Genomic DNA, 5,914 nt, shown 5'->3' on the forward strand with positions numbered 1-5,914 from the left:
GGGAGAGGCTTTAAAACCCCCATTCCCTTGCAGGGAAGGGGGATAGGGGGGTTAGGTTTTTGGAGATTACGGGTTTGATATAATACTTTTCAAACAACCTCTAAGAGACAGGGGGAAGTGACAGACTATTGATAATTGGAACATACCACTTGACTAAATCGAAAGTTTCCTATATCATAGAGAAACAACTCATCAATCATTCCCGAAATCTAAATAAAATATTTTTGATCGCTCCACTCCGTTACGCTAGGGAAGTGAAAAGAATAAGAGCGCAAAAGAGCAAAAGTGCAGAGTGCTAACAAGTCCTCGCCGCACCACTACACACAACCCGAAAACCAATATTGAGGTTGCCGTAGGCGAGATAGTTGCTGTAGCGAAAAGCAGAACGGCAATTTACAGGATTGTTGAGCCACAAACCACCGCGCAGCAGTTTACGTTGACTGCTTAGACTTGTCCAAGCACTGCCATCGGTAGGCGCGTTTATATAGTTTTCATGCCACCCATCCTCACACCATTCCCACACATTCCCACACATATCATATAAACCAAAAGGGTTGGCGGGAAAAATTCCTACCTCTGTGGTTTTTTCTCGATATTTTCCTTTTTGTCCCTGCCCGTAAGTGTAGTTACCATCATAATTAGCTAAATCTGTAGAAATTGTTTCCCCACAATAAAACGGGGTAGTAGTTCCTCCACGACAAGCATATTCCCATTCAGCTTCGCTAGGTAAACGATAGGTTTTATTTGCCATTCGGGAAAGTCTGGCACAAAATTCTTGAGCATCATTCCATGATACACACTCAACAGGCAAATTGTTGGTGAGCGAAGTCGAACCATCACCTTTAAAATAAGATGGATCAGATTTTAAATCAATCTTAACCTTTTCTAGTGCAGCCACGACTCGCCATTGTTGTTGAGTAACTGGATATTTACCCATGAAAAACGGGGGAACAGTAACTTGATGTTGTGGACTTTGATAAGAACTATTATAACCTTCCTCATTTTCTGGAGAACCCATGATAAAAGTCCCCCCAGGAATAGCCACCATTTCTAAAATCACACCATTTCCCAAGTCTTGTCCAAAATAATTTGCTGCCATTTTAATAAAATTAATTATTTATTCCATCTAAATTAAACCATACTTAGTTGAGAAATAAAAGCAAAGATTAGAAATCTGAGGATTTTACCCCATTTTCTCGCTAGTTTCTCCTATTCTCTCGTTCCCATGCTCTGCGTGGGAATGTAGTTAAGAGGCTCTGCCTCTATTATACCTGGAGGTAGAACCTCTAAGATGGCATTCCCAGTCAGAGACTGGGAACGAGAGTTTTCTGGCTTTGCGTCTTTGCTCCTTTGTATCTTTGCGCGAAACCTCAGCTAGATTAGATACAAGAATTACTCTTAACAACATCCCCCACCATCATAATACCATGTAGAATTAGTAATAATGATTTCTTCAGGATTTGAATTTGCTAAATTTCCCGCTGTTTTATCACAAACCGCCGCAGGAATTCCTCTTTGTAAAATATGCCCATTCTTATCATCAAAAAATGCTTCCTTACCTGCATAAATCGCTGTTTTACCAGTAAAAATACAAGCTCCGTCTGCGGGAATATCTACCTTAAAAGCCACAGAATCCAGACTTTCTAAAAGGAGATTTTCTTTTAATTGATAATTGTGTTTATCTAACAACCGATAAGGACGACGAGCGCGAATTTCAATTTGTCCAAAACCAGCATTAATAATTAATTGAGTATATTCTTGATATGTAATAGCACCAGATAAACATAAAGCGCGTAAATTTTCATTTTGTTGTAAATGAGCAGGAATTGGACTTGTTGCAATCGGGTCACTCATCTGCAAGCGTCCACCTGGTTTCAATACCCGATATGCTTCTTTTAAAGCACGAGTTAAATCTGCTGGTTCAAAAATATTAAACAGGCAATTTTGCGCTACTACATCTACAGAAGCATCAACGACAGGTAAATTAAACGCATCTCCCGGACGAATTTCGACAAAGCTAGGATCAAACCAAGGGTTTTCTGTTGCAGCAATTTCTAAATTACGTATTGCAGCTTCTCGCATAGCTTCCACCGGTTCGACAGCAATCACCGCACCGGGACGACGAGAAAAATAAGCAAATTGCAAAGCTTCTAAACCACCACCAACACCAATATATAAGACTGTAGGTTCGTTACTGAGTTCATTGTGATGAACCGTAGTTCCACAACCATAGTTCATTTCCTGCATAGCTAGAGGAATTTTCAGCCCTGGTAATTGTAAAGGTGTACTTTGAACACAACAAAGACCTATTTCTGGTGTTTGGGCAACTTGGCTGTAAAATTGGGCTGCGGTTTCTAAATAGGTCATAATCTCAAATTAGGGTTTATGGCTTGACTTTTGTTGTCAAAAAGAGTATTATACATAACTAATAGAAGGGGAGTAGCTGCTGGCAGTAAATCAAAGTTTTCTGTTCAGTATATCTAAGTCAACATACTGGTGATGAGCCTGGTTTAGATAGCGAATAAATAAAGTATTTGAAAGCGAGACCTTCACTGACTACACATTTAACTATGTGGAGTTCAGTGAGGTTTGATTGCTCTCATTGATACTCCACACAGGTAAAAAATCCTTTAGGAGTTTGAGAGAGTGTTAACAGCTTTTACCGCAGGTTTATTACTAATTACCATTTCCGAACTAGGTGATAAAACATTTTTTATTGCTGTGATTCTTTCCATGCACCACTCGCGGCGCTTGGTATTCACTGGTGTAGTCGCTGCTTTAGCGGCTATGACTATCTTATCAGTTGCATTTGGGCAGGTAGTATCTTTATTACCAGAAATCTATATTCATTACGCCGAAATAGTTTTGTTTATTGCCTTTGGTTTAAAATTAATCTATGATGCCAATAAAATGGCTGTATCTGCTACCGAAGAAGTCGCAGAAGAAGCACAAGAAGCGGTGGAAAAAGCAGATTTAGATAATTCCCAGGAAAAAAGTGTTTGGTCAATTTTACTGAAATCCTTCGTACTAACATTTATAGCAGAATGGGGCGATCGCACACAAATAGCCACCATAGCCCTAGCTGCTGGAAATAACCCCATTGGTGTCACCGCTGGTGCAATATTAGGACACGCAATTTGTGCAGCGATCGCCGTCATCGGTGGTAGATTAATTGCAGGTAAAATTTCTGAAAGACAAATTACCTTTTTAGGCGGCTTTCTATTTATCATCTTCGGCATAGTGGCCGCCATAGAAGGAAAATAAATTCAATACCCCTGTATGCACCTGAGTGAGATACCGTGATAAAATTACAAAACCTGTAGGTGCGTGGTTTCCCCGCCCTTAGTTGTACTTTTAAGTCTTAGTCAGATGTAAATTTTTTTATAGGGGTACATTATGGGCTTTTTACTGAGAATTGTCGGCTTTGGGTTGCTAATTTTGGGTATTTACCTTGTAGGAGAAAATATCTTTTTTACAACCAATGTTTATCCTTATTGGTGGCGAGGAATTTCTGCTGATATTTCAGTATTAGCATTAACATCAGGTGTACTCTTGCTAGTTTTTGCTCCAGGAAGTATGAAAGATTTGGGATGGACTGCTGTTGCCGTTGGTATTATGGCCATATTTATTAGCAGTCGTGCAATTCTTAACCCTACTAGTTTATGGCAGTTTTTTCTCTCACTAATTTGCATCGCCTCTGGTTATAAAATGCTTACAACAGGATACTTACCCTTTTAATTTCAGCATCCTGATCAAAAAATAATTTATTGATCAGGAGTTGAATTATTTTTTGCTCAACTCCTATTTTATTGCTAAAAAACTCAGAGACTTCTATCAGTTTACCTCTCCTCCCTACACCTTACGGAGTAGCCGTAGGTGATGCCGTAGGTGATGCCGTAGGTGATTCTGTGGATGAAGGCGTAGGTGATGCCGTAGGAGTAGGATTAGAAGCTGCGGCTTTATTTATTTCATCCTTATACTGAGCCGGTGCTAAAGCTGTGGCACTATCAAATAAAGGTTTTGCTTTATCAAGCTTCCCCTGTTCCTTAAACAGCATTGCCTTTGCTAAAACGGGGCGAAAATCTTGAGCATCTTTCTTAATTGCTTCATCATAAGCAGAGATAGCTTTATTATCATTCTTTTGAAAAGCGTAGACACTACCTAAAAGCACCTGCACAGCAACCACATCCACACTACCCGGCTGAATAGTATTAGCTTGAGTCGCAGCAGCTAAACTTTCTTGTAATAAGCCAATAGCTGCTTCTGGACGCTTTTCGCTTAATTGCAAATTCACCATGCCCTGCAAAGCTTTCAAATCGCCCGGTTTTGTAGTTAAAATAGAGCGATAAGTTTGGGCAGCCCCCTCCTTATCACCAATTTGTTGTTTAGCTTGTGCCAGTAAAACTCCATACTCTGACTGCTGGGGATTGAGTTTAGCGAGTTTTTCTAAAGGTTCAATCACAGCTTGAATATCCGCTGGTTTAACTTCCCCTTGGCTTTTTTGACTCAACAAACCTAAACGCGCTTGCAAAAGTCCCTTGAGTGCAGTTTGATTTTCTGCATCTTTTTGTAAAACTAATTCATAACCCCGAACTTGATCTTCCAGTTTTGACTTTTGCTCCGATGAAGATATTTTAGGGTCAGCAGTGGGCTGATTTTGTGGAGATGATTGGGGTTTATTAACCGCTGTAATGATGGGCATAATAGAAACACCCAAAAAAGCAACAACAGCGAAAGCTAAAACTACTCGGACTATCCAGCGATTACGCGATTCAGACACAATATTATTCTGCTCCTAAATGGGAATGAGATAAATTGCAAAGTTAAAAATTTCCAAAACTTTGCGGAATACGGTCATTTGTCTGTGAATTTTATAAGGAGAATGCCGAAAACCCTTGAAGGCGTGTCCGACTCAGGAGGACACACCTGTGCAACAGCTGCGGGATGAAGGCTAGTTACAGGATTTATCCTGCACTGACATTTTGTATATATTGTATAATAAATGCAGGCTGAAACCAAATCAAATTGATTGTTCAAAATTGAATCAATGCTAGTCCTAGAATACAAAGTTAAAGGTAAACAACATCAATACAACGCCATAGATGATGCCATTCGTACCACCCAATTCATTCGCAATAAAGCGATTAGATATTGGATGGATGCACCACGCGAGCTAAAAATTGATAAGTTTGCCCTGAATAAGTATTCAACAGAACTCCGCTCAGACTTTACCTTTGCTGCTGAATTAAACTCAATGGCAGTACAATCAGCCGCAGAAAGAGGGTGGTTTGCTATATCAAGGTTTTACGACAACTGTAAATCTAAAAAGTCTGGAAAGAAAGGATATCCACGTTTTCAAAAGGATTGCCGTTCTGTTGAATATAAAACATCAGGATGGAAATTACACAAAACTAAGCGACGGATTACTTTTACTGATAAAAAAGGGATTGGTGAACTCAAATTATTAGGTAAATGGGATATTCAATCCTACGAACTTAAAGACATTAAACGAGTGCGTTTAATCCGTCGTGCTGATGGATATTATGCTCAGTTTTGTATTGGTATTGATGTTGTAGATATTCAACCAAAAACAGGTAATGAAATCGGGTTGGACGTTGGTATTGAGTCGTTTTACACCGATTCTAATGGACATCATGAACCCAATCCTCAGTTTTTGAGAAAGGCTGAAAAATCAATCAAACATTCTCAAAGACGGATTTACAAAAAAGTCAAAGGTTCTAGTTGTAGAAAAAAAGCTAGAAAACTTTACGCTAAAAAACACTTAAAAGTAAGTAGGCAACGGATTGAACACGCTAAAAAAATAGCGCGTAACGTATGCAAGTCTAACGACTTAGTGGCCTATGAAGATTTAAGGGTTTCAAACATGGTAAAAAATCATTGTCTAGCAAAATCA

General features: G+C 39.3%; 6 protein-coding genes. 3 read left to right on the forward strand and 3 right to left on the reverse strand.

The genetic code is table 11. From position 1 onward, the window contains the following. Positions 1–295: 295 nt before the first annotated feature. Positions 296–1,099, reverse strand: a complete 804-nt coding sequence (locus PN450_RS22710) for a formylglycine-generating enzyme family protein (RefSeq protein WP_271837629.1) — start codon at positions 1,097–1,099, stop codon at positions 296–298. Between the two features lie 299 nt (positions 1,100–1,398). After that, a complete protein-coding gene (arsM, locus tag PN450_RS22715; protein ID WP_271837630.1) occupies positions 1,399–2,367 on the reverse strand; it encodes an arsenosugar biosynthesis arsenite methyltransferase ArsM in 969 nt (322 codons plus the stop codon). 279 nt (positions 2,368–2,646) lie between these two features. Here arsM and PN450_RS22720 point away from each other — a divergent pair, with 279 nt between their 5' ends. Together PN450_RS22720 and PN450_RS22725 are read left to right on the forward strand one after the other, a co-directional pair. Further along, entirely contained in the window at positions 2,647–3,264 is a 618-nt protein-coding gene (locus PN450_RS22720) for a TMEM165/GDT1 family protein (RefSeq protein ID WP_271837631.1), read from the forward strand. 132 nt (positions 3,265–3,396) lie between these two features. Continuing rightward, positions 3,397–3,738, forward strand: coding sequence for a hypothetical protein (locus PN450_RS22725; protein WP_015083718.1), 342 nt, complete (start codon positions 3,397–3,399; stop codon positions 3,736–3,738). A 121-nt stretch (positions 3,739–3,859) separates the two neighbouring features. On the opposite strand, the gene PN450_RS22730 is transcribed toward PN450_RS22725, so the two are convergent. Then, on the reverse strand, positions 3,860–4,780 hold the full coding sequence (locus tag PN450_RS22730) for a tetratricopeptide repeat protein (protein WP_148764616.1): 921 nt from the start codon (positions 4,778–4,780) through the stop codon (positions 3,860–3,862). Between the two features lie 267 nt (positions 4,781–5,047). On the opposite strand from PN450_RS22730, the gene PN450_RS22735 reads away from it, so the two are divergent. After that, positions 5,048–5,914 (forward strand): RNA-guided endonuclease InsQ/TnpB family protein (locus tag PN450_RS22735; RefSeq protein ID WP_271837633.1); only part of this gene is annotated, 867 nt, incomplete at its 3' end.

This window comes from Dolichospermum lemmermannii CS-548, from assembly GCF_028330815.1.
In the GTDB taxonomy this organism is placed as follows: domain Bacteria; phylum Cyanobacteriota; class Cyanobacteriia; order Cyanobacteriales; family Nostocaceae; genus Dolichospermum; species Dolichospermum lemmermannii.

What these genes read in the sequence shown, in the direction of transcription:
- PN450_RS22710 (WP_271837629.1), bottom strand. Translation starts at nt 1,099, where the DNA reads ATGGCAGCAAATTATTTTGGACAAGACTTGGGAAATGGTGTGATTTTA.
- PN450_RS22725 (WP_015083718.1), top strand. Translation starts at nt 3,397, where the DNA reads ATGGGCTTTTTACTGAGAATTGTCGGCTTTGGGTTGCTAATTTTGGGT.
- arsM (WP_271837630.1), bottom strand. Translation starts at nt 2,367, where the DNA reads ATGACCTATTTAGAAACCGCAGCCCAATTTTACAGCCAAGTTGCCCAA.